Genomic DNA, 21,486 nt, shown 5'->3' on the forward strand with positions numbered 1-21,486 from the left:
ACGAGCTAAAGGGTTCAGCACCACTCAGGCACTGGTGATTCTGGCCCGTAAACTTGCTCGGGTCGTATTCGCACTACTAAAGGGGCAGAGCGAATACCAGCCGAAAGCAAGTTGAGGGTTTCCCCTAAACCATAGAATCTCCCACATTAAACCGCATTCCTGACAGGGGAATGCGGTCAACTGTGGGAGCGAGCTTGCTCGCGATGACGGACTTTCTGGCGCTACGGGATTCAGCCCTTGGCGCCGGCCTCGATCATGTTCTCCGGCCGTACCCAGGCGTCGAACTGCTCATCGGTCAGATAACCCAGTTCCAGCGCGGCTTCGCGCAGGGTCTTGCCCTCGCTGTAGGCCTTCTTGGCGATTTCCGCCGACTTGTCGTAGCCGATGTGCGGGTTCAGCGCCGTCACCAGCATCAGCCCGCGTTCCAGATGTTTCGCCATGATTTCGGCATCCGGTTCAAGCCCGGCGATGCAGTGCTGCTGGAAGTTGCTGCAACCGTCGGCCAGCAGGCGGATCGATTGCAGCAAGTTGTGGATGATCACCGGTTTGAACACGTTCAGTTGCAGATGACCCTGGCTGGCGGCAAAACCGATTGCCACGTCGTTGCCCAGCACCTGACAGGCGAGCATCGACAACGCTTCGCACTGCGTCGGGTTGACCTTGCCGGGCATGATCGAACTGCCTGGTTCGTTGGCCGGCAATTTCACTTCAGCAAAACCTGCGCGTGGGCCCGAGCCCAGCAGACGCAAGTCGTTGGCGATTTTCATCAGCGCCACGGCGAGGGTTTTCAGGGCGCCGGACAGCGTATTCAGCGGCTCATGGCCGGCGAGGGCTGCGAACTTGTTCGGCGCGGTGACGAATGGCAGGCCCGACAGTGCCGCCAGTTCCGCGGCAATCGCTTCGCCGAAACCGTGTGGCGAATTGAGTCCGGTGCCGACTGCCGTGCCGCCCTGCGCCAGTTCGCAGACTGCGGGCAACGCTGCGCGGATCGCTCGTTCGGCGTAATCCAGCTGCGCTATGAAGCCGGAGATTTCCTGGCCGAAAGTGATCGGCGTGGCGTCCATCATGTGGGTGCGACCGGTTTTCACCAGTTTCATGTGCCGTGCCGACAGCTCGGCGAGGCCGCCCGACAACTCGGCGATGGCGGGCAGCAGTTGGGCCTGCACCGCTTGCGCAGTGGCGATGCTCATGGCGGTGGGAAAGCAGTCGTTGGAACTCTGCGAGCGGTTGACGTGATCGTTGGGGTGCACTGGCGTCTTGCCGCCGCGCGGGTTGCCGGCCAGTTCGTTGGCGCGACCGGCGATCACTTCGTTGACGTTCATGTTGCTTTGCGTGCCGCTGCCGGTCTGCCAGACCACCAGCGGGAACTGGTCGTCATGCTGGCCGTCGAGCACTTCGTCGGCGGCCTGTTCGATCAGGCGGGCGATGTCGGCTGGCAGGTCGCCGTTGCGGTCGTTGACCCGGGCCGCGGCTTTCTTGATCAGGGCCAGGGCGTGCAGGACCGGCAAGGGCATGCGTTCCTGGCCAATGGCGAAGTTGATCAGCGAGCGTTGCGTCTGAGCGCCCCAGTAAGCGTCGTCCGGGACTTCGATCGGGCCCAGGCTGTCGGTTTCGTTACGGCTCATCGTGCACACTCCTGTTGGTCTGTTTGCGCAGTTTAGGCCGGTGTCGGCCCGGGTGGTTCCCTCCGGCCGATTGTTGACTGGCAAATCCCCGCCAATCAAGCGCGGCAAGGGCCGGGGGTTGAGCCGCAGCGTTATTCAGGCGCAGAATGGTCGCCCTTGGGGTTTGACCTCGCCTAGCTGAAAAGGAAACTCGATGATTCGTCTTCGTGCCATCTGCACCGCGGTTGCCCTGGTTTGCGCCAGCGGCCAGGTGTTTGCCGATACCGCCAGCCACAACGCCAGTGCCGAAACTTTCCTGACCCTGGCGCACGCTGACAAGCTGGGCACTCCGGTGTACATGCAGGTTCAGCAGATGTTTGCCCAGCGTTTTGAACAGACCAAGGCGCCGGAATCCAAGAAAGCCGTACTGGATACCTACCAGGCCAAGGCCAACGCCGCCCTGGACCAGGCCATCGGCTGGAACAAGCTGAAGCCGGACATGGTCAAGCTCTACACCAGCAACTTCAGCGAACAGGAGTTGAAAGATCTGGTCGCGTTCTACCAGTCGCCACTGGGCAAGAAAGTCCTGGAAAAGATGCCGCAGCTGACTCAGCAATCGGCCCAGATGACCCAGGCCAAACTGGAAAGCGCGGTACCGGTGGTCAACAAGCTGCTGGACGACATGACCAACGAGCTGGCACCGAAAGGCGCGGCTCCGGCCAAGAAGAAGTAAGCGGAGTTCGTGATGACCATGCAACAACGCATCGAATCGACGCTGGCGCTGCTTCAGCCTGAGCATCTGCAAGTGCTGGACGAAAGCCACATGCACAGTCGAGGGTTGCAGACCCACTTCAAGGCAGTGGTGGTCAGTGCGCAGTTCGAAGGCCTGAACCGGGTCAAGCGCCACCAGAAAGTCTACGGCACGCTCGGCGAGCTGATGGGCGAGTTCCATGCGTTGGCGCTGCACACCTACACCCCGCAGGAATGGGCAGAGGTAGGTGCCGCTCCGGCGTCGCCGACCTGTGCCGGCGGCAGCAAGCATTGAGCCTTGCAGCAATGAACTGAGGTTTTTTGCTAGAATCCGCAACGCGCCGCTCACCCGGCGCGTTTTTTTTCGCATCCGGTTCACCCTTTACGAGGGTAGCCACCTGGAGAAATACCCATGACACAACCGATTGTCGTGGCGGCACTGTACAAGTTCGTCACCCTCGAAGATTACGTCAGCCTGCGCGAGCCCCTGTTGCAAGCGATGGTCGACAACGGCATCAAAGGCACTCTGCTGATCGCCGAAGAAGGCATCAACGGCACGGTTTCCGGCAGCCGTGAAGGCATCGACGGCCTGCTGGCCTGGCTGCGCAACGATCCGCGCATGGTCGATATCGATCACAAGGAATCGTACTGCGACGAGCAGCCGTTCTATCGCACCAAGGTCAAGCTCAAGAAAGAGATCGTGACCCTGGGCGTCGAAGGCGTCGACCCGAACAAGAAGGTCGGCACCTACGTTGAACCGCGGGACTGGAATGCGCTGATCAGCGATCCGGAAGTGTTGCTGATCGACACCCGCAACGATTACGAAGTCTCGATCGGCACCTTCGAAGGCGCCATCGATCCGAAAACCACCAGTTTTCGCGAATTCCCCGACTACATCAAAGAACACTTCGATCCGGCCGTGCACAAGAAGGTCGCGATGTTCTGCACCGGCGGCATTCGTTGTGAAAAAGCCTCCAGCTACATGCTCGGCGAAGGTTTCGAAGAGGTTTACCACCTCAAGGGCGGCATCCTGAAGTACCTCGAAGAAGTGCCGCAGGAAGAAACCAAATGGCAGGGCGACTGCTTTGTATTCGACAACCGCGTGACCGTGCGCCATGACCTGAGCGAAGGCGACTACGATCAGTGCCATGCCTGCCGCACCCCGGTCAGCGTTGAAGATCGCGCCTCCGAGCATTACGTGGCCGGCATCAGCTGCCCGCACTGCTGGGACACCCTGAGCGAGAAGACCCGCCGCAGCGCCATCGACCGCCAGAAGCAGATCGAGCTGGCAAAAGCGCGCAACATGCCGCACCCGATCGGCTACAACTATAAGCAAGATAAGCAAGCATCCACCGAGGCTTAATCATGTCTGCACGCCTGCTCTATGTGATGGATCCGATGTGTTCGTGGTGCTGGGGATTTGCTCCGGTAGCCAAGGCATTGGTGGAGCAGGCGCAGGCAGCCGGGGTGGAACTGCACCTGGTGGTCGGCGGGTTGCGTACCGGCAGCGGTGCGGCGCTTGAGCCGACCACCCGGCGCTACATTCTCGAACACTGGCAGGCGGTTACCGAGGCCACTGGCCAGCCGTTCAAGCTGGAAGGCGCATTGCCGGACGGTTTTGTCTACGACACCGAACCTGCCTGCCGGGCCATCGTCACCGCGCGCAGCCTGGCGCCGGATTGCGCGTGGAAACTGGTCGGGTTGATCCAGCACGCGTTTTACGTCGAAGGTCGCGATGTCACCCAGGCCAGCGTTCTGGTGGAGCTGGCCGAGAAGGCCGGCGTCCCGCGCATCGAATTTGCTGCCCTGTTTGATCATGCCGATCAACACAAGGCGACCCAGGCCGATTTCAGCTGGGTGCAGGATCTGGGCATCGCCGGATTCCCGACGCTGCTCGCCGAGCGTAATGGCCAACTGGCGTTGCTGACCAACGGTTACCAGCCGCTCAGTGAACTGTCGCCGTTGCTCGGTCGATGGCTGGAGCGCGCCGCCTGTGTCTGACCCGGCCGATGACACGCCAGCCGTCAAGCGTGTCGACCGGCTGAGCTGGGCTGAAGTCCGGCGATTGGCACTTCATCACAAAAAGTCCCTGTGGATCGCCAACGGCGTGGCCGTACTGGCGACGCTGTGCAGCGTGCCGATTCCGCTGCTGTTGCCGTTGTTGGTGGACGAAGTCCTGCTCGGTCACGGCGATGCGGCGCTGAAAGTCATGAACCATGTGCTGCCTTCGATGTGGCAGCAGGCGGCAGGCTATATCGGCCTGATGCTGGTGGTGACGCTGACCCTGCGCTGCAGCGCCCTGTGTTTTGGCGTATTGCAGGCGCGGTTGTTTGCGCGGCTGGCCAAGGACATCGTTTATCGCATTCGCGTGCGGCTGATCGAGCGTCTGAAACGCATTTCCCTCGGTGAATACGAAAGCCTGGGCAGCGGCACGGTCACCACCCACCTGGTCACCGATCTCGACACCCTCGACAAGTTTGTCGGCGAAACCCTCAGCCGTTTCCTGGTGGCGATGCTGACCCTGGTCGGCACCGCCAGCATCCTGATGTGGATGCACTGGAAACTGGCATTGCTGATCCTGCTATTCAACCCGCTGGTGATCTACGCCACGGTGCAGTTGGGCAAGCGGGTCAAGCACCTGAAGAAACTGGAGAACGACAGCACCTCGCGCTTCACTCAGGCGCTGAGCGAAACCCTTGATGCGATACAGGAAGTGCGCGCCGGCAACCGTCAGGGCTTTTTTCTCGGGCGCCTCGGCCTGCGAGCGCAGGAAGTGCGCAACTATGCAGTCAATTCGCAATGGAAGACCGACGCCTCGAACCGGGCCAGTGGTCTGCTGTTTCAGTTCGGCATCGATATCTTCCGCGCGGCGGCCATGCTCACGGTGTTGTTCTCCGATCTGTCGATCGGCCAGATGCTCGCGGTGTTCAGCTATCTGTGGTTCATGATCGGCCCGGTCGAACAACTGCTGAACCTGCAATACGCCTACTACGCGGCAGGCGGTGCGCTGTCGCGGATCAACGAACTGCTGGCGCGCGCCGACGAGCCGCAATACCCCGGCGGTGTCGATCCGTTCAAGGGCCGCGATACCGTCGGGATTCAGGTGCAAGGGTTGAGCTTCGGTTACGGCGACGAACTGGTGCTGGACCAGTTGAATCTGTCCATCGCTCCTGGTGAAAAAGTGGCGATTGTCGGCGCCAGTGGTGGCGGCAAAAGTACCCTCGTGCAATTGCTGCTGGGGCTCTACACGCCACTGGCCGGGACGATCCGTTTCGGCGGATCGACCCAGCAGGAAATCGGCCTGGAAACGGTTCGGGAAAATGTCGCGGTGGTGCTGCAACATCCGGCGCTGTTCAACGACAGCGTGCGCGCCAACCTGACCATGGGCCGCACCCGTAGCGACGAAGCCTGCTGGCAGGCACTGGAAATCGCCCAGCTCGAACCCACCATCCGCGCCTTGCCGGACGGGTTGGACAGCATCGTCGGCCGCTCCGGCGTGCGCTTGTCCGGCGGTCAGCGGCAACGTCTGGCGATCGCGCGGATGATTCTCGCCGAACCCAAAGTGGTGATTCTCGACGAGGCGACGTCAGCCCTCGACGCCGCCACCGAATACAACCTGCACCAGGCCATGGCGCGGTTCCTCCATGGCCGCACCACGCTGATCATCGCCCACCGCTTGTCAGCGGTGAAGCAGGCGGACCGGGTGCTGGTGTTCGACGGCGGGCAAGTGGCCGAGGATGGCGACCATCAGCAACTGATTGCCGATGGCGGGTTGTACGCCAAGCTTTATGGGCATTTGCAGCGGTTGTAGATCAGCTGCGCAGCACCTTCAATCCATCTGTCGTGGCGTCGTGACCAGCTGTTGCTCGGCGGCAGGCTTGTGGCCACGTCCACCGAGGCGATACTTTTTGCGCAACAAGCTGACCTGTTTGGCCTCGCTGTCCTGGCGGTCACGACGTCGGCATGCGCGATGTTTCTCGCCTTATGCGATTGATGGTTTTCCCGTGCGGCGGGTGAGGGAGCCAGGTCTTTGATGTCGGGGCCCGAATCAAGTCCCGATGCCTGTCTGACACGAAACTCCTGAGTGTCTGGTGTGTCGGTTGTAGCAAGAGAGATCGATGTGATGCAGCACTCCGCGAGAACGATTTCCTGCCCTGAGAGGGAACAACTGGAGTGCCAGTGAAACGCCGCCAGCCAATTGTGCGGCGTTACATATGTATAAGGCTGCGTTTGTACTGAATCAGGGCCGATCCGCCGCTTGCCGTAACCCCGAACGCCTCCTAGTCTTTGGGAGTTGGTCTGATAGAGACGGACGATCAGGCAGTGACCACGCAAGGAATCCAATGAAACAAAAGCGGACTCTCGGAACGCCTCGGTTGCTGGGCATCGTCTGGCCATTCATTGCCGTCGTGTTGTTTCAAGCCTTGCTGGGGGGCGTGAGTCTTTACGTCCTTTCTGCGGTTCGAGGGTATGTGGCAGGCGAAAGCCTCTGGTCCAAGGGCCAGAAAGACGCCATCTATTACCTCAACCTGTATGCCGACAGCCGAGACGAGGCGATTTACCTCAAATACCAGACGGCGATTGCCGTGCCTCAGGGTGGCCATCAGTTGCGTCTGGCGCTGGACAAGCAACCGCCCGACCTGCAAGCGGCGCGCGAAGGCATCCTCAAGGGCGGCAATCATCCGGACGATGTGTCCAGTCTGATCTGGCTGTACCTGAATTTCCGTCACTTCAGTTACCTGGAAACCGCCATCGACCGCTGGACGCTGGGCGATGCCTATCTGGTGGAGCTCGACGGCGTGGCGCAGGAGATGCATCAGCGCATCACTGCCAATGCCGCCACCGAGGCCGATATCCGGCGCTGGAAAGAGCGGATTTTTGCCATCAATGATGGCGTGACCCCGGCCGCCAAGGCGTTCAGCGATGCCTTGGGCGAAGGCTCGCGGATGATCCTGCGCCTGCTGCTGTTCACCAACCTTGCCACCGCGCTGGGCCTGATCGTGCTGGCACTGCTGCGTACCCGCAAATTGCTCAAGCAGCGGCACGCTTTCGCCGAAGCGCTGCAACTGGAAAAGGACCGCGCCCATGTCACCTTGCACTCGATTGGCGACGGGGTGATCACCACCGATGTGAGCGGGGCGATCGACTATATGAACCCGGCCGCCGAGGCGTTGACCCACTGGAAGGCCGAGCAGGCTGCCGGTCTCCCGCTGGCGGCGTTGTTCAACCTGCTGGATGACAACGCCCAGAATGAGGGGTTGACGCTGATCGAGCACATTCTCAGCGGCCAGCTCACGGGCGGCAGCGAGCATTCGAAGCTGATCCAGCGGCTGGATGGCAGCACCGTGTCAGTGACCCTGGTCGGCGCGCCGATCCGCAACGCCGGCAAGGTCAGCGGTACCGTGCTGGTGCTGCATGACATGACTCAGGAGCGGCAATACATCGCCAATCTGTCGTGGCAGGCCACTCACGATGCGCTGACCGGGCTGGCCAACCGTCGCGAGTTCGAATACCGCCTCGAACAGGCCCTGCACAACCTGACCCGGCAGCCGGGACGGCATGCGCTGATGTTCCTCGATCTCGATCAGTTCAAGCTGGTCAATGACACTTGCGGGCATGCGGCCGGCGATGAGTTGTTGCGGCATATCTGTGCGTTGCTGCAATCGGGCCTGCGCGAGGGCGACACCCTGGCGCGGCTGGGTGGGGACGAGTTCGGCATCCTGCTGGAGAACTGCGCGCCGGAGGCGGCCGAGAAAATCGCCGAGGGGCTGCGCCAGACCGTGCAGAACCTGCATTTCGTCTGGAAGGGCCGGCCGTTCCTGACCACTGTCAGCATCGGCCTGGTGCACGTCGCGCAAACCCCGACCACCCTCGAAGCCTCATTGCGGGCCGCCGACATGGCCTGCTACATGGCCAAGGAAAAGGGCCGCAACCGGGTGCAGGTCTATCACGCCGACGATTCGGAGCTGTCTCTGCGCTTCGGCGAGATGGCATGGGTACAGCGCCTGCACATGGCCCTGGAGGAAAACCGCTTCTGTCTCTACGCCCAGGAAATCGCTCCGCTGAATTCGGTTGCCGGAGGCTCCCGCGGGCACATCGAAATTCTGCTGCGCCTGCATGACGAAGCGGGTCGGATGATTCTCCCGGACAGTTTCATACCGGCGGCTGAGCGTTACGGTTTGATGACCTCATTGGATCGCTGGGTTGTGCAGAATGTATTTAAGGTTATTGCTCAATGTATTAACGAAGAGTGCGAAGGGCCTCTGGCAATGTGTGCGATTAATCTTTCAGGCATTACTATCGGAGATGACGCTTTTTTGCACTTTCTACGCGAGCAGTTTGATAACTACGGCATACCGCCTGAAATGATTTGTTTTGAAATTACAGAAACCAGTGCCATTGCAAATCTCGGTAGTGCAATCAGATTTATTAATGAACTCAAGGGCTTGGGTTGTTATTTTTCGCTCGATGACTTTTGTGCCGGAATGTCTTCATTCGCTTATTTGAAACATTTGCCTGTAGACTTCCTGAAGATCGACGGGAGTTTCGTAAAGGATATGCTGGACGACCCGATTAACCGTGCAATGGTCGAAGTGATCAATCACATCGGGCATGTCATGGGTAAGCAGACAATTGCCGAGTTTGTTGAAACGGCGCAGATCGAGCAGGCGTTGCTTGAAATCGGCGTGGATTACGCTCAGGGTTATGTTGTGGAACGCCCGCAGTTGTTTACCTGTGACAGTTTGCAAAGTCGGCCCGCCAGACCGCAGCCACTGTTATTCAAGGCGCCTGGCAAATTCCGTTGAAGTCTCTTGCCGATCCTTACAATCACAAATCAAAAGGAGCCGAACAGTGATCGACACATTCAACCGAACCGGACCACTCATGGAAGCTGCAAGTTATCCCGCCTGGGCGCAACAGTTGATCCAGGATTGCAGCGAGAGCAAACGCCGGGTTGTCGAACATGAACTTTATCTGCGCATGCGTGATAACAAGCTCAGCGCCAAAACCATGCGCCAGTACCTGATCGGGGGCTGGCCCGTCGTTGAGCAATTCGCCTTGTACATGGCGCAGAACCTCACCAAAACCAAATTCGCCCGTCACCCGGGTGAAGACATGGCGCGGCGCTGGTTGATGCGCAACATCCGCGTCGAACTCAACCATGCCGATTACTGGCTGCACTGGAGCCGGGCCCATGGGGTGAGCCTGGAAGATTTGCAGGCGCAGCAAGTGCCACCGGAGCTGCATGCTCTGAGCCATTGGTGCTGGCACACCAGTTCGGCGGATTCACTGATCGTGGCCATCGCAGCCACCAACTACGCCATCGAAGGCGCGACCGGGGAGTGGTCGGCGCTGGTGTGTTCGACGGGTGTCTATGCCGCCGCCTTCCCTGAAGAGGATCGCAAGCGGGCGATGAAGTGGCTGAAGATGCACGCCCAGTACGACGATGCCCACCCTTGGGAAGCGCTGGAGATCATCTGCACCCTGGCCGGGACGAACCCTAGCAAGGCCTTGCAGGTGGAACTGCGACAGGCGATTTGCAAGAGCTACGACTACATGTACCTGTTCCTGGAGCGCTGCATGCAGCTTGAGCTGTCGGAGCGGGTGATGGTCGGACGTGAGCGTCGGGCGCTGGTCGAGAGCTGATTTCGGCGACATCAATAAAAAACGGGAGCCTCGGCTCCCGTTTTTGTCGGCTGCAAAAAATCAGCCCGCCATGGTCAGGCGATTGCGACCCTCGCGCTTGGCGACATATAGCGCGCTGTCGGCGCGGCGCAGCAGGCTGTCGGCGGATTCGCCCGGCAACAGGGTCGAGCAGCCGAGGCTCACGGTGAGTTCGATCAATTGATTATTGGCGTAGTAATCCTGGGCCTGCGCTGCCTGACGCAGGCGCTCGCCGACCATGGCGGCCGCATCGCGAGCGGTGTTGGACAGCAGGATCAGAAACTCTTCGCCGCCATAGCGAAACACCATGTCGACATTGCGCAACTGGCCCTTGATCGATGCGGCTACGGCTTTGAGTACGTCATCGCCGGCGCCGTGGCCATGAAGGTCGTTGACCTGTTTGAAATGATCGATGTCCAGCATCAGCAACGACAGAGGTTGCAGGTGTCGGCGGGACATCTCGATTTCCCGTTGCAGCGTCTGCTCCATGGCAATGCGGTTGCCGGCACCGGTCAACGGATCACGCAAGGCGCTTTGCGTGGCGGCACGGTACAGCAGGGCATTGCGCATCGGATACAGCAGGGCCGACAGCAGCGACTCGAGATTGCCCAGTTCCTGTTCGCTGAAGCGCTGGTTGCGGCGGAATACCAGTTCACCCATGTGCTCGCCTTCGTGACTGAGGCTGTAACTGGCCGAGTGGTGTCCGCGGGCGCCGAATTCCAGGCGCAGGTCGCTGCCGCTGTGCACATAAGTCAGAGCGTCCAGCGGCACGAGGCGCTGAACTTCGCGGAAAAAAAGACCGAGGATGCGTTGTGGCTCGAGGCTGGTTTGCAGTTGCAGGCTCATTTGCTGGCGCAATTGCGCCAGGCTGACAGGTCGCGCCAGCAGAGACGGATGCTGACCAAAGCCCAGGCGTTGCAATTTGGCACTGTCGAAGTCAATTGCAGTGGTCTGGGAGGGTGATTTCATATGGCGTGAGCCCCTAAGCAGTAAGTCTGTCTTACAGGCTGGGTGAGAGCGGCTATGGGCTGCGCGTCATACTGATCCATCAGTCCCGTAGGACATTTGTCACAAGTTTAGTCTGCGCGATGACGATTAGTCAGCTATCGAATCGGTCCTCGCCCGACTGCCTTCACTCGGCGTGCTTTGAGGAAATGTAGAGCGAAAGTCGTGCCATACGGTTCATATTTTTTGAAAACCGTTTTGAATCAACAGGTTGGGGCTTTGTAGGCGGTAAAGATGATGGATATTTGACTGAGTTTGCGCTGCTCAGAGCGGCAATTGCATGCCGCGACGGGATTCCGCCACGGCAACAAATGCGACGTATGGCATTACTGGGCGTTGAAGGCCTGGCCATTGATACCGGTGCTGTCGGGGCCCATCAGGTACAGATAGACCGGCATGATCTCTTCCGGTGTCGGGTTGTTCAGCGGGTTTTCACCCGGGTAAGCCTGGGCGCGCATGCTGGTGCGGGTGGCACCCGGGTTGATGCTGTTGGAGCGCACCGGGGCCACGTTTTCGACTTCGTCGGCCAGGGTTTGCATCAAGCCTTCGGTGGCGAACTTCGACACGCCATAGGCGCCCCAGTAAGCACGACCCTTGCGCCCGACACTGCTGGAGGTGAAGACCACCGACGCGTCCTGCGACAGTTTGAGCAGCGGCAACAGCGTGCTGGTCAGCATGAAAGTGGCGTTGACGTTGACCTGCATGACGCGCATGAAGTTTTCACCGGACAACTGCTCGATCGGCGTGCGCGGGCCGATGATCGAGGCGTTGTGCAGCAGGCCGTCGAGGTGGCCGAACTCGGTCTCGATCATCGCCGCCAGCTCATCGTATTGATGGGGCAGGGCGGTTTCGAGGTTGAACGGGATTACGGCCGGCTGCGGATGCCCGGCCGCTTCGATCTCGTCGTAGACCTGGGTCAGGTTGGCTTCGGTCTTGCCCAGCAACAGCACGGTCGCGCCGTGGGCGGCGTAGGTCTTGGCGGCAGCCGCGCCGATGCCACGACCGGCACCGGTGACCAGAATGACCCGATCCTTGAGCAATTCGGGGCGAGCGGAGTAATCAAACATAAAAAACCTCATCAAGAGTCAGATCATTCCCACGTCGAGGCGTCGAACCGTCGGCGCGGGAATGCAGCCAATAACGCTCCGCGTCAGGCCTCAGCAGCTGCAAAGTGCGTTATCCAGCACCTTGCGCAGCTCCAGCGGATGATCCACCACCACGTCCGCGCCCCAGTGCCGAGGGTTGTCGTCCGGGTGAATGTAGCCATAGGTCACGGCAGCGGTCCTGGTGCCGGCGTCACGGCCGGATTCGATATCGCGCAGATCATCGCCGATAAACAGAACGGTTGACGGATCCAGATCAAGCATCTTGCAGGCGAGGATCAGCATCTCGGGATCCGGCTTGCTGTTCTTCACGTGATCCGGGCAGATCAGCAGTGCCGAGCGCTCGGCCAGCCCCAGTTGCTGCATGATCGGCTCGGCGAAGCGCAGCGGTTTGTTAGTGACCACGCCCCAGATCAGATTGGCTTTCTCGATGTCGGCCAGCAATTCGCCCATGCCCTCGAACAGCTTGCTGTGCACGGCGCAACCGACGAGGTAGCGCTCAAGGAACTCCAGGCGCAGTTCCTCGAAACCCGGCGACTCCGGATCCATCGAGAATGTCACCGCGACCATGGCCTTGGCACCGCCGGAAATTTCATCGCGGATGTGTTTGTCGTTCATGGGCGGCAAGCCACGATCCGCGCGCATCGCCTGGCAGATGGCGATGAAGTCCGGCGCGGTGTCGAGCAGAGTGCCGTCCATGTCGAAAAGGACTGCTCTGATGGCCATCGGCTTATTCCTCGCGCAGGGTCTGGATCATGTAGTTGACGTCAACGTCCGCCGACAGTTTGTAGTGCTTGGTCAGCGGGTTGTAGGTCAGACCGATGATGTCCTTGACGGTCAGGCCGGCCATGCGGCTCCAGGCGCCGAGCTCGGAAGGGCGGATGAATTTCTTGAAGTCGTGGGTGCCGCGCGGCAGCAGCTTCATGATGTATTCGGCGCCGACGATGGCGAACAGGTACGCCTTCGGGTTGCGGTTGATGGTGGAGAAGAACACCTGGCCGCCGGGCTTGACCATGCGGAAGCAGGCACGGATCACCGAGGATGGATCCGGTACGTGCTCGAGCATTTCCAGGCAGGTGACGACGTCGAACTGCTCGGGCATTTCTTCGGCCAGGGCTTCGGCGGTGATTTGCCGGTACTCGACGTTCACGCCGGACTCCAGCTGATGCAGTTGCGCGACCGCCAACGGCGCTTCGCCCATGTCGATGCCGGTCACGGTCGCGCCGCGCTGGGCCATGGCTTCGCTGAGGATGCCGCCGCCGCAACCGACGTCCAGAACCTTCTTGCCGGCCAGATTGACCCGCTCGTCAATCCAGTTGACCCGCAGCGGGTTGATGTCGTGCAGCGGTTTGAATTCGCTTTCGCGGTCCCACCAGCGATGGGCCAGGGCTTCGAATTTGGCGATTTCGGCGTGGTCGACGTTGCTCATGATTCAATCCTCTAAAACTTGAAAAAGGCTGTAGCCCCGGAGTTTGTCCCGGGGTGTTTACGATTCGGTGTGGCCACTGATGCGTCGGCCCCAGGCTCGGGCGGTTTCGCCGAGCTGTTGTTCGTCAAGGCGGGTCAGGCGGCGGTTGTCGAGCAACTGCTTGCCGGCAACCCACAGGTGTTTCACGCAGTCGCGGCCGGTGGCGTAAATAAGCTGCGAGACCGGGTCATAGACCGGTTGCTGCGCCAGGCCGGACAGGTCGAAGGCGACGATGTCTGCCGCCTTGCCGAGTTCCAGCGAGCCGGTCTCGGCTTCGATCCCCAAGGCCCGCGCGCCGTTCAGCGTGGCCATGCGCAGCGCCCGGTGGGCGTCCAGCGCGGTGGCCGAGCCGGCGACAGCTTTGGCCAGCAATGCAGCGGTGCGGGTTTCGCCCAGCAGGTCCAGATCGTTGTTGCTCGCCGCGCCATCGGTGCCGACGGCCACGTTGACCCCGGCCTGCCACAGGCGCTCCACCGGGCAGAAACCGCTGGCCAGTTTCAGGTTCGACTCCGGGCAGTGGATCACGCTGGTGTTGCTTTCTACCAGCAACGCCAGGTCGTCATCGCAGATCTGGGTCATGTGCACGGCCTGGAAGCGCGGGCCGAGCAGGCCGAGGCGACCGAGCCGGGCCAGCGGGCGTTCGCCGCGCTGTTCGACTGCTTGCTGTACTTCGAAAGCGGTTTCGTGGACGTGCATGTGGATCGAGGCGTCCAGTTCTTCGGCGATCACACGGATTTTTTCCAGGTTCTCATCGCCAACCGTGTAGGGTGCATGAGGGCCGAAAGTGATCTTGATGCGCTCGTGATGCTTGAGGTCGCCGAACAGTTCGACACCCTGACGAATGGCTTCATCGGCGCTGGCGGCCCCCGGAATCGGGAAGTCGAGGATCGGAATCGCAATCTGTGCGCGGATTCCGCTGTTGTGTACGCGCTCGCTGGCAACCTTCGGGAAGAAGTACATGTCCGAAAAACAGGTGATGCCACCTTTTATCTGTTCGGCGATGGCCAGATCGGTGCCGTCACGCACAAAATCTTCATCGACCCATTTGCCCTCGGCCGGCCAGATGTGGTTTTCCAGCCAGGTCATCAGCGGCAGATCGTCGGCCAGGCCCCGAAACAGCGTCATCGCGGCGTGGCCGTGGGCGTTGATCAGGCCGGGGCTGATCAGGACGTCTGGCAGTTCGTGGACTTCGGCGGCGTTACACTTCAGCGCTTCGGCACGCGGGCCGATAAACACGATGCGGCCGTCGCGGATGCCCAGGCCATGCTCCTTGAGCACAACGCCTGCAGGTTCGACGGGTACCAGCCAGGTCGGCAGCAATAATAAGTCGAGCGCAACGGCAGGTTTCGGCATCGAGGGTCGGTTCCAGTGCTTTTGTAAAGGATGGCGAAGTATACCCGAGCGTCTTCGCGGGGGGATCGCTATAATCGGCGGCTTTTGTTCATGAGTGCGGGGTGAGGGATGCGCGATCGACTATTGGCTGCGGAGAAAGTAAAGGCCATCGATTGGCGTGATGGCGCGCTCCACCTGCTGGATCAGCGCGTTTTGCCGTTCGAGGAAAATTGGATCGCCTACACCAGCGCCGCCGGCGTGGCCGAGGCGATTCGTTCGATGGTAGTGCGCGGTGCGCCGGCCATCGGCATCAGTGCAGCCTACGGCATCGTGCTGGCCGCCCGTGCCCGGATTGCCGAAGGTGGCGACTGGTACGCGGCGCTGGAAGAGGATTTCATGCTGCTGGCCGATTCCCGGCCGACGGCGGTGAATCTGTTCTGGGCGTTGAACCGCATGCATGACCGGCTGGACCGGTTGAAAGAAAACGCCGATCCGCTGGCGACGCTGGAGGCCGAAGCCATTGCCATCCATGAAAGCGATCGCGAAGCCAACCTGACCATGGCTCAGCTCGGCGTTGATCTGATTCGCAAGCATCAGGGCAATGCTCAGGCCATTCTGACGCACTGCAACACCGGCGCCCTGGCCACCGGCGGTTTCGGCACGGCACTCGGAGTGATTCGCGCAGCATTCATCGAGGGTATGGTCGAGCGCGTCTACGCCGACGAAACCCGGCCGTGGCTGCAGGGCTCGCGCCTGACCGCGTGGGAACTGGCCAACGAAGGCATTCCGGTGACCCTGAACGCTGACTCCGCCGCTGCGCACATCATGAAAACCAAAGGCGTGACCTGGGTGATCGTCGGCGCCGATCGGATCACTGCCAACGGCGACGTGGCGAACAAGATTGGCACCTATCAACTGGCAGTCAACGCCATGCACCATGGCGTTCGTTTCATGGTGGTGGCGCCGAGTTCGACCATCGACATGAATCTGGCCAGCGGTGATGACATCCCGATCGAAGAGCGCGCCGGCGCCGAATTGCTGGAAGTTGGCGGCAAGCGCGTCGGCGCTGAAGTTGAAGCGTTCAACCCGGTGTTTGACGTGACCCCGGCAGACCTGATCGATGCGATCGTCACCGAGAAAGGCATCGTAGAGCGCCCGGATACCGCGAAAATGGCGCAGTTGATGTGCCGCAAGCGCCTGCATTGATTGACTCTGGCCTCTGTTCGGACGCTATCGCTGGCAAGCCAGCTCCCACAGGTTTTGTGCATGCCGCCGATTTTGTGGGAGCTGCGGTGCGACGACTCGACGTGCCAGCGATGAGGCCATAAATGTCAATAAACATCCCCAAACCTGACCTCAAATTTGCATTCAGGGAAGCTCTGAGCCTCTCTCGTCCCCGTTAAGCCTGTCATCGGTCATCTAACTATGCTCCATGCGCATCTGGGGGATAGGTGCGTGGCGGCTCTTGTGATAACATCCGGCGTTTTCCGAGGCAGTCCCACGGGGTTGTCTTCACTGCGCAAATCCAGGGTCAACTTGTCGATTTGTCGTAAGTCGGCGCATGGCACTCGGCCTGCATCGACGAGCTTCGTGCGTCCCCTATGGATATGGCGAAGTTTCACCAGAAAAAGGAATCAGGCTTCTCATGGGCGAACTGGCCAAAGAAATCCTCCCGGTCAATATCGAAGACGAGCTGAAACAGTCCTATCTCGACTACGCGATGAGCGTGATCGTCGGCCGTGCACTGCCGGATGCGCGCGATGGCTTGAAGCCCGTGCACCGTCGCGTGCTGTTCGCGATGAGCGAGCTGGGCAACGACTTCAACAAGCCGTACAAGAAATCTGCCCGTGTCGTCGGCGACGTGATCGGTAAGTATCACCCGCACGGTGATACCGCGGTGTACGACACTATCGTCCGCATGGCGCAGCCTTTCTCCTTGCGTTACCTGCTGGTCGACGGCCAGGGCAACTTCGGTTCGGTGGACGGCGACAACGCCGCGGCCATGCGATACACCGAAGTGCGCATGACCAAGCTGGCGCACGAGCTGCTGGCCGACCTGCACAAGGAAACCGTGGACTGGGTGCCGAACTACGACGGCACCGAACTGATCCCCGCAGTCATGCCGACCCGCGTGCCGAACCTGCTGGTCAACGGTTCCAGCGGTATCGCCGTGGGCATGGCAACCAACATTCCGCCGCACAACCTCGGTGAAGTCATCGACGGTTGCCTGGCCCTCATCGACAACCCTGAGCTGACCGTCGATGAGCTGATGCAATACATCCCCGGTCCGGACTTCCCGACGGCCGCGATCATCAACGGTCGCGCCGGCATCATTGAAGCCTACCGCACGGGTCGCGGCCGCATTTACATGCGCGCCCGTTCGATCATTGAAGACATCGACAAGGTCGGTGGCCGTCAGCAGATCGTCATCACTGAACTCCCTTATCAGCTGAACAAGGCGCGTCTGATCGAGAAGATCGCCGAGCTGGTAAAAGAGAAGAAACTCGAAGGCATCACCGAGCTGCGCGACGAGTCCGACAAGGACGGTATGCGCGTCGTGATCGAGCTGCGCCGCGGCGAAGTGCCTGAGGTGATCCTCAACAACCTCTACGCCCAGACCCAGCTGCAATCGGTATTCGGCATCAACATCGTTGCGCTGATCGACGGCCGCCCACGGATCCTGAACCTCAAGGACCTGCTGGAAGCCTTCGTCCGTCACCGTCGTGAAGTGGTTACCCGCCGCACGGTGTTCGAACTGCGCAAGGCGCGCGAGCGTGGTCACATTCTCGAAGGTCAGGCCGTCGCCCTGTCGAACATCGACCCGGTCATTGCCCTGATCAAGGCCTCGCCGACCCCGTCGGAAGCCAAGGAAGCGCTGGTCAGCACGCCGTGGGAATCCAGTGCGGTGATGACCATGGTCGAGCGCGCCGGTGCCGATTCGTGCCGTCCGGAAAACCTCGACCCGCAATACGGCCTGCGCGACGGCAAGTACTTCCTGTCGCCGGAACAGGCGCAAGCCATTCTGGAGCTGCGTCTGCACCGTCTGACCGGTCTGGAGCACGAAAAGCTGCTGGCCGAGTATCAAGAGATCCTCAACCAGATCGGCGAGCTGATCCGCATCCTCAACAGCGCCACGCGCCTGATGGAAGTGATTCGCGAAGAGCTGGAAGTGATCCGCGCCGAATACGGCGACGTGCGCCGCACCGAAATCCTCGATGCCCGTCTCGACCTGACCCTGGGCGACATGATCCCGGAAGAAGAGCGCGTCGTGACCATCTCCCACGGCGGTTATGCCAAGACCCAGCCGCTGGCTGCGTATCAGGCCCAGCGACGTGGCGGTAAAGGCAAATCGGCTACCGGCGTCAAGGATGAGGACTACATCGCTCACCTGCTGGTTGCCAACAGCCATACCACGCTGCTGCTGTTCTCCAGCAAGGGCAAGGTGTACTGGCTGAAAACCTACGAAATCCCGGAAGCATCCCGTGCTGCCCGTGGTCGTCCGCTGGTCAACCTGCTGCCGCTGGATGACGGTGAATACATCACCACCATGCTGCCGGTCGAGGAATACACCGAAGGTCACTACATTTTCATGGCCACCGCCAACGGCACCGTGAAGAAGACTCCACTGGAATCCTTCAGCCGTCAGCGCAGCGTCGGTCTGATCGCGCTGGAGCTGGACGAAGGCGACGTGCTGATTTCCGCAGCCATCACCGATGGCGCGCGTGAAGTGATGCTGTTCTCCGACGGCGGCAAGGTGACTCGCTTCAAGGAATCCGACGTTCGTGCCATGGGCCGTACCGCTCGTGGTGTGCGCGGCATGCGTCTGCCAGAAGGGCAGAAGCTGATTTCGATGCTGATCCCGGAAGAAGGCAGCCAGATCCTCACCGCTTCCGAGCGTGGTTATGGCAAGCGCACCGCGATCACCGAGTTCCCTGAGTACAAGCGTGGCGGTCAGGGCGTGATCGCCATGGTCAGCAACGAGCGTAACGGCCGTCTGGTCGGTGCAGTTCAGGTGCTCGACGGCGAGGAGATCATGCTGATTTCCGACCAGGGCACACTGGTGCGTACCCGTGTCGACGAAGTTTCCAGCCTGGGTCGTAACACCCAGGGTGTGACCCTGATCAAACTGGCCAAGGATGAAACCCTGGTCGGTCTGGAGCGAGTCCAGGAACCGTCGGAAGTCGAAGGTGACGAGCTGGAAGGTGAAGAAGGTGTCGAGCTGGAACAAGGCGTGACCGGCGCCGAACCGGACGATGCGGTCGATAACCTGCAGGCGGACGCCGCAGACGAAGAAGAGTCGCAAGACTAACCAAATCGTAGCAGGGCAGAGTGTTTGCTCTGTCCGCTACCGTGATTGCATAGCGAGAGTGGATGTGAGCAAACGAGCCTTTAACTTCTGCGCAGGTCCCGCTGCGCTGCCTGAAGCTGTCCTGTTGCGTGCCCAGTCCGAGATGCTCGACTGGCATGGCAAGGGTCTGTCGGTCATGGAAATGAGCCATCGCAGTGATGACTACGTGGCCATCGCCGAAAAGGCCGAACAAGACCTGCGCGACCTGCTGTCCATCCCCTCCAATTACAAAGTGCTGTTCCTGCAGGGCGGTGCGAGCCAGCAGTTCGCCGAGATTCCGCTGAACCTGCTGCCCGAGAACGGCACTGCCGACTATGTCGAAACCGGCATCTGGTCGAAGAAAGCCATCGAGGAAGCGCGTCGCTTCGGCAACGTCAACGTCGCTGCCAGCGCCAAGCCTTATGACTACCTGGCCATCCCTGGTCAGAACGAGTGGGAGCTGACCCCGGGTGCGGCCTATCTGCATTACGCGTCGAACGAAACCATCGGCGGCCTGCAGTTCGACTGGGTTCCCGAGGCCGGTGACGTTCCGCTGGTGGTCGACATGTCCTCTGACATCCTCTCGCGTCCCATCGATGTGTCGCAGTACGGCCTGATTTATGCCGGCGCACAGAAGAACATCGGCCCGAGTGGTCTCGTCGTTGTGATCGTTCGTGAGGATCTGCTGGGTCGTGCCCGCAGTTCGTGCCCGACCATGCTCGACTACAAGGTTTCGGCCGACAACGGTTCGATGTACAACACGCCGGCCACCTATTCCTGGTACCTCTCGGGTCTGGTCTTCGAGTGGCTGAAGGAGCAGGGCGGCGTCGCCGCGATGGAGCAGCGCAACAAGGCGAAGAAAGATCGCCTGTACGGCTTCATCGACAACAGCGACTTCTATACCAACCCGATCAGCACCAACGCCCGCTCGTGGATGAACGTGCCGTTCCGTCTGGCTGACGAACGTCTGGACAAAGCGTTCCTGGCTGGCGCCGACGCCCGTGGCCTGCTCAACCTCAAGGGCCATCGTTCGGTCGGCGGCATGCGTGCCTCGATCTACAACGCCCTGGGGCTGGACGCCGTCGAAGCCCTGGTTGGCTACATGGCTGAATTCGAGAAGGAGCATTCCTGATGTCCGAGCAGGAGCTCAAGGCGCTGCGCGTTCGCATCGACAACCTGGATGAGAAAATCCTCCAGTTGATCAGCGATCGCGCGCGCTGTGCCGAAGAGGTTGCCCGGGTCAAGATGGCCAGTCTGGCCGAGGGCGAGCAGCCGGTGTTCTATCGTCCCGAGCGTGAGGCGCAGGTCCTCAAGCGCGTGATGGAGCGCAACAAGGGGCCGCTGGGCAATGAAGAGATGGCGCGCTTGTTCCGCGAAATCATGTCTTCGTGCCTGGCCCTCGAGAACCCGCTGAAAGTCGCTTATCTCGGTCCGGAAGGCACCTTCACCCAGGCGGCGGCGATGAAGCACTTCGGGCACGCGGTGATCAGCAAGCCGATGGCGGCGATCGACGAAGTGTTCCGTGAAGTGGCGGCTGGTGCGGTGAATTTCGGCGTGGTGCCGGTGGAGAACTCCACCGAAGGCGCGGTCAACCACACCCTCGACAGCTTCCTCGAGCACGACATGGTGATCTGCGGTGAAGTCGAGCTGCGGATTCACCACCACCTGCTGGTCGGTGAAAACACCAAGACCGACAGCATCAGCCGCATCTATTCCCACGCCCAGTCGCTGGCCCAGTGCCGCAAATGGCTGGATGCCCATTACCCGAATGTCGAGCGTGTGGCGGTGTCCAGCAACGCCGAAGCGGCCAAGCGGGTCAAGGGTGAGTGGAACTCGGCGGCGATCGCCGGTGACATGGCGGCCGGGCTGTACGGCCTGACGCGTCTGGCCGAGAAGATCGAGGATCGTCCGGACAACTCCACGCGCTTCCTGATGATCGGTAACCAGGAAGTGCCGCCGACCGGCGACGACAAAACTTCGATCATCGTGTCGATGAGCAACAAACCCGGCGCGCTCCATGAGCTGCTGGTGCCGTTCCATGACAACGGGATCGACCTGACCCGGATCGAAACCCGTCCATCGCGCAGCGGTAAGTGGACCTACGTGTTCTTCATCGACTTCGTCGGTCACCACCGTGATCCGCTGATCAAAGGTGTACTGGAAAAGATCAGTCAGGAAGCAGTAGCACTCAAGGTGCTGGGTTCCTACCCGAAAGCAGTTCTTTAAGGGGTG

At 60.6% G+C, this 21,486-nt stretch carries 17 protein-coding genes and 1 pseudogene; 12 read left to right on the forward strand and 6 right to left on the reverse strand.

All coding sequences use genetic code 11. From position 1 onward, the window contains the following. A pseudogene (locus CAF73_RS30645) lies at positions 1-115 on the forward strand (IS110 family transposase); the annotation flags it as partial. A gap of 115 nt (positions 116-230) precedes the next feature. Here CAF73_RS30645 and CAF73_RS29255 read toward each other — a convergent pair. Then, a complete protein-coding gene (locus CAF73_RS29255) occupies positions 231-1,625 on the reverse strand; it encodes a class II fumarate hydratase (RefSeq protein ID WP_085705389.1) in 1,395 nt (464 codons plus the stop codon). Between the two features lie 193 nt (positions 1,626-1,818). Here CAF73_RS29255 and CAF73_RS29260 point away from each other — a divergent pair, with 193 nt between their 5' ends. The 7 genes from CAF73_RS29260 to CAF73_RS29290 all read left to right on the forward strand — a co-directional run bounded on the left by CAF73_RS29260 (position 1,819) and on the right by CAF73_RS29290 (position 10,001). Continuing rightward, positions 1,819-2,337, forward strand: a complete 519-nt coding sequence (locus tag CAF73_RS29260; protein WP_085699902.1) for a DUF2059 domain-containing protein — start codon at positions 1,819-1,821, stop codon at positions 2,335-2,337. Positions 2,338-2,349: 12 nt separating this feature from the next. Continuing rightward, complete coding sequence (locus tag CAF73_RS29265) at positions 2,350-2,649, forward strand: BolA family transcriptional regulator (protein ID WP_065257175.1); 300 nt, start codon at positions 2,350-2,352, stop codon at positions 2,647-2,649. A 117-nt stretch (positions 2,650-2,766) separates the two neighbouring features. After that, positions 2,767-3,717, forward strand: coding sequence for a rhodanese-related sulfurtransferase (locus CAF73_RS29270; RefSeq protein WP_085699904.1), 951 nt, complete (start codon positions 2,767-2,769; stop codon positions 3,715-3,717). Positions 3,718-3,752: 35 nt separating this feature from the next. Next, complete coding sequence (locus CAF73_RS29275) at positions 3,753-4,355, forward strand: DsbA family protein (protein WP_170929764.1); 603 nt, start codon at positions 3,753-3,755, stop codon at positions 4,353-4,355. Continuing rightward, positions 4,348-6,165, forward strand: coding sequence for an ABC transporter ATP-binding protein (locus CAF73_RS29280; protein ID WP_085705391.1), 1,818 nt, complete (start codon positions 4,348-4,350; stop codon positions 6,163-6,165). The genes CAF73_RS29275 and CAF73_RS29280 overlap by 8 nt, the downstream gene beginning before the upstream one ends. Positions 6,166-6,697: 532 nt before the next feature. Then, positions 6,698-9,160: an EAL domain-containing protein gene (locus tag CAF73_RS29285; RefSeq protein ID WP_085705393.1), complete on the forward strand. Its 2,463-nt coding sequence runs from the start codon at positions 6,698-6,700 to the stop codon at positions 9,158-9,160. A 46-nt stretch (positions 9,161-9,206) separates the two neighbouring features. Then, positions 9,207-10,001, forward strand: coding sequence for a TenA family transcriptional regulator (locus tag CAF73_RS29290; RefSeq protein ID WP_085705394.1), 795 nt, complete (start codon positions 9,207-9,209; stop codon positions 9,999-10,001). A gap of 60 nt (positions 10,002-10,061) precedes the next feature. On the opposite strand, the gene CAF73_RS29295 is transcribed toward CAF73_RS29290, so the two are convergent. The 5 genes from CAF73_RS29295 to CAF73_RS29315 all read right to left on the reverse strand — a co-directional run bounded on the left by CAF73_RS29295 (position 10,062) and on the right by CAF73_RS29315 (position 14,948). After that, the gene (locus CAF73_RS29295; protein ID WP_085705395.1) at positions 10,062-10,988 is read right to left on the reverse strand and encodes a GGDEF domain-containing protein; all 927 of its coding nucleotides are present in this window, start codon (positions 10,986-10,988) and stop codon (positions 10,062-10,064) included. A 362-nt stretch (positions 10,989-11,350) separates the two neighbouring features. Then, positions 11,351-12,091, reverse strand: coding sequence for a YciK family oxidoreductase (locus tag CAF73_RS29300; RefSeq protein ID WP_085705398.1), 741 nt, complete (start codon positions 12,089-12,091; stop codon positions 11,351-11,353). Between the two features lie 90 nt (positions 12,092-12,181). After that, entirely contained in the window at positions 12,182-12,853 is a 672-nt protein-coding gene (mupP, locus tag CAF73_RS29305) for an N-acetylmuramic acid 6-phosphate phosphatase MupP (protein WP_085705399.1), read from the reverse strand. A gap of 4 nt (positions 12,854-12,857) precedes the next feature. Next, a complete protein-coding gene (gene ubiG, locus CAF73_RS29310) occupies positions 12,858-13,556 on the reverse strand; it encodes a bifunctional 2-polyprenyl-6-hydroxyphenol methylase/3-demethylubiquinol 3-O-methyltransferase UbiG (protein WP_065257165.1) in 699 nt (232 codons plus the stop codon). Between the two features lie 57 nt (positions 13,557-13,613). Further along, complete coding sequence (locus tag CAF73_RS29315) at positions 13,614-14,948, reverse strand: TRZ/ATZ family hydrolase (RefSeq protein WP_085705400.1); 1,335 nt, start codon at positions 14,946-14,948, stop codon at positions 13,614-13,616. Between the two features lie 108 nt (positions 14,949-15,056). Between CAF73_RS29315 and mtnA the strand changes: the two genes are divergently transcribed. From mtnA to pheA, 4 genes are all read left to right on the forward strand, one after another. Further along, entirely contained in the window at positions 15,057-16,133 is a 1,077-nt protein-coding gene (gene mtnA, locus CAF73_RS29320) for an S-methyl-5-thioribose-1-phosphate isomerase (RefSeq protein ID WP_085705401.1), read from the forward strand. A gap of 439 nt (positions 16,134-16,572) precedes the next feature. After that, positions 16,573-19,236 carry a DNA gyrase subunit A gene (gene gyrA, locus CAF73_RS29325; protein WP_085699927.1) on the forward strand — a complete coding sequence of 888 codons (2,664 nt, stop codon included), beginning with the start codon at positions 16,573-16,575 and terminating at the stop codon, positions 19,234-19,236. A gap of 64 nt (positions 19,237-19,300) precedes the next feature. After that, positions 19,301-20,386: a 3-phosphoserine/phosphohydroxythreonine transaminase gene (gene serC / locus CAF73_RS29330; RefSeq protein ID WP_085699929.1), complete on the forward strand. Its 1,086-nt coding sequence runs from the start codon at positions 19,301-19,303 to the stop codon at positions 20,384-20,386. Next, the gene (pheA, locus tag CAF73_RS29335; protein ID WP_007950913.1) at positions 20,386-21,480 is read left to right on the forward strand and encodes a prephenate dehydratase; all 1,095 of its coding nucleotides are present in this window, start codon (positions 20,386-20,388) and stop codon (positions 21,478-21,480) included. Before serC ends, pheA begins: the two co-directional genes overlap by 1 nt. Positions 21,481-21,486: the final 6 nt, after the last annotated feature.

This window comes from Pseudomonas sp. B15(2017) (genome assembly GCF_002113215.1).
Lineage (GTDB): Bacteria > Pseudomonadota > Gammaproteobacteria > Pseudomonadales > Pseudomonadaceae > Aquipseudomonas.